Source organism: Paenibacillus sp. OAS669, from assembly GCF_014873645.1.
In the GTDB taxonomy this organism is placed as follows: Bacteria; Bacillota; Bacilli; order Paenibacillales; family NBRC-103111; genus Paenibacillus_S; species Paenibacillus_S vulneris.
In genome coordinates this window covers 1-2,461 of record NZ_JADBDR010000035.1, presented here as the reverse complement: position 1 = coordinate 2,461, position 2,461 = coordinate 1, and the positions used below count along the sequence as shown (strand labels likewise).

The window sequence follows — 2,461 nt, the reverse complement described above, 5'->3', positions numbered from 1 at the left end:
CACGCGTACCCATACCGAACACGAACGTTAAGCCTTCCAGCGTCGATGGTACTTGGACCGAAGGGTCCTGGGAGAGTAGAACGTCGCCAAGCAAAAAGCAGTTGATCTTTTAATCAGATCAGCTGCTTTTTTTATTTGCTTTTATTTTTAGCAATAAGATCAGTAACCGTAACGAATTGATAGCCCTGCTTTTTCAGCTCAGGGAGAATCCGTTTTAATGCCTCTACGGTTTGAGAGCAATCCCCTTGCAGATCGTGAAACAAAATAATATCTCCATTATGAACATTGGATAAGACCGTGTTTACGATTTTATCTACTCCAGGTTTCTTCCAATCCTTTGTGTCCTGATACCAAGACCACATAACTACCGTTAACTTATCTTCCTTAGTAAGCTTAAGAAGAGCTTCATTATAAAAACCGCCTGGAGGCCTAAATACATGTGGCATTTGCTCGGTAATATCGAAAATAACTTCCTGTGTCTGGCGTATTTCCTCGATTAGCTTTTCAGATGAGACATTTTTTAAATAATGATGGTCGAAGGTATGGTTTGCAATTTCGTGGCCTTCATTCACTTCACGGATGGCTATAGCCGGGTACATTTGGACCCTTTTACCTAATACAAAAAAAGTGGCTTTAGCTTCATACTGCTTCAGTATATCGAGAATTTGTGGAGTGTAAACGGGATTAGGCCCGTCATCAAAAGTAAGGGCGATTAGCTTTTGGTCGGTAGTTACATTCCAAACGACCTCGCTGCTTGGCTTGCTGGTTGCAGCCGTAGTAAGGGTTAATAAAGAGCCACAGAGCAATAGTTTGGATAGAAGCCGGATCAAAGAAGTCCCTCCCTCCACTGTATGTGGTTTTAGTCTCTCTTATATGGGCGTGAATATACAAAAAGGCAGCTGCCATAAAGCAACTGCCAAAGGGAGACAAGAAGGTATTTACTTGATAACGTATACTTTAACTTGCTGAATTCCGAATTGATCCGCTTTAGCTTTACTGTCCGGAACATAAATGTCGATTTTGTCCCCTTTAATAGCTCCGCCTGTATCGGAAGCTGTAGCGAACATTCCTCCAGAAGGCAGTCCATCATAGGAATAACCTTCAATGTACACCTTGGTACCTAGAGGTATGATGGACGGATCTACTGAGATCGTTCCAACCTGAAGGGGATTACCGAAATAATCGATGCTTGGGTGTCCTCCATTTTCAGAAGGAGCTCCAGTGTATGCGGTAGCTTTTGCCTCAATTACTTTTTGATAAGATGGGGCATACCAAGCAGGAGCATGATACCGTCCGTCTTCATCCAGAATTGCGATGTGATTAGCAGGATCCCATTGCATTTGAATATTTAAAACGCTAGCTAACATTCTTACAGGAAAATAGGCTCTTCCGTCGACCAGAGTTGGAACGGATTGAAGAGTAACCGGCTTGTCATTAACAAGGGCGGCCGAATCTCCGGTGGTAAATATAACGTTGTTCTGTTTGTTTTTAAGTGTAATTTTTAGTTCTTTACCTGTCTGCTCCCAGTGGGCTTCATAGCCCAGCTTTTCGCTAACAAAGCGAATAGGTACTTGTAATGAACCGGAGCCATCCAAAAAAGGCTGAGCGTCTGGAAACGCAATCAGTTCATCATTGACCTGTACTTTGTAGCTGTCGTCATGCGGAATCGCAGCATGAGCTGCGGATAAAGGCGTTAATACCGAAAGGAATAACGCAGACGACAAAGTAAGACTCTTTACAAAATGTTTCATAGTCCCTCCTTGGGCCTCCGAGGTTAGTTGACGGATTCGGGAAGAGGTTTCTCCCTAGTTTGGATAACCCAAACATTCACCCCATGAAAATCGTCCCCCGTACAAACAATTAATAAAAGTTTGATTCGGCATTTTTAGAAATTACCATAGAACAATAGGATGTTCAATGCACAAATAAAACCAATAACTCCCTATTTATGGTCGGTTGTCCTTTTTTATCGGGGAAATGGTAAAACGATAACATATTTTGAGGTGTATTGCTAGATGCCATAAAGTTATTATTACCAAAGGTCAATTCGTACTAATTCGTATTCTCTATAACCTATAGAAAGAGAAAGTACCTATAGGAATGTTGAGTACTGAAATACATGGGAAGGAAGTAAACGAAAAAGAGATGAGAGATAGGAACATTAGCAGTCGGAAATGAGTTACTAGAATATATTAAAATGAAAGCTTGCAGAGATGCGGTATTCGTGATATATTAAGTTTCTGCCCAGTCGGCAGGCTTACTGATTTGAATGGAGTTCAAAAGAGAACTTAAAAATAAAATCATAAAAAGCTTGCATTGAGTAGGCAGATGTGTTATATTATAAAGGTCGCTTTTGACGGATGTCAAAAACGAACGAAGATTGTCCTTTGAAAACTGAACAACGAGTGAATGTTTGAACAGAGAATGAAAATTCTCGCTAGCATTGAATTTTGAGCTTAAG

General features: G+C 40.9%; 3 protein-coding genes, 1 rRNA gene and 1 riboswitch. Of the genes, 1 reads left to right on the top strand and 3 read right to left on the bottom strand.

What is annotated here, in order from left to right:
- Positions 1-92 (top strand): 5S ribosomal RNA (rrf, locus tag GGC63_RS34130); the annotation flags it as partial.
- Between the two features lie 39 nt (positions 93-131).
- Here the strand turns inward: rrf and GGC63_RS34125 are convergent.
- The 3 genes from GGC63_RS34125 to GGC63_RS34805 all read right to left on the bottom strand — a co-directional run.
- Positions 132-827, bottom strand: coding sequence for a polysaccharide deacetylase family protein (locus GGC63_RS34125; RefSeq protein WP_412973912.1), 696 nt, complete (start codon positions 825-827; stop codon positions 132-134).
- Between the two features lie 111 nt (positions 828-938).
- Positions 939-1,751: a stalk domain-containing protein gene (locus GGC63_RS34120; protein ID WP_192705993.1), complete on the bottom strand. Its 813-nt coding sequence runs from the start codon at positions 1,749-1,751 to the stop codon at positions 939-941.
- Positions 1,750-1,892: riboswitch (cyclic di-AMP (ydaO/yuaA leader) on the bottom strand. Its footprint overlaps the gene before it by 2 nt.
- 340 nt (positions 1,893-2,232) lie before the next feature.
- Positions 2,233-2,461, bottom strand: a 229-nt coding sequence (locus tag GGC63_RS34805) for a hypothetical protein (protein WP_225948699.1), incomplete at its 5' end; no start/stop codon positions are given.

Excerpts from the sequence above, each read along its gene's own strand:
- GGC63_RS34120 (WP_192705993.1), bottom strand. The coding sequence starts at position 1,751 with ATGAAACATTTTGTAAAGAGTCTTACTTTGTCGTCTGCGTTATTCCTT.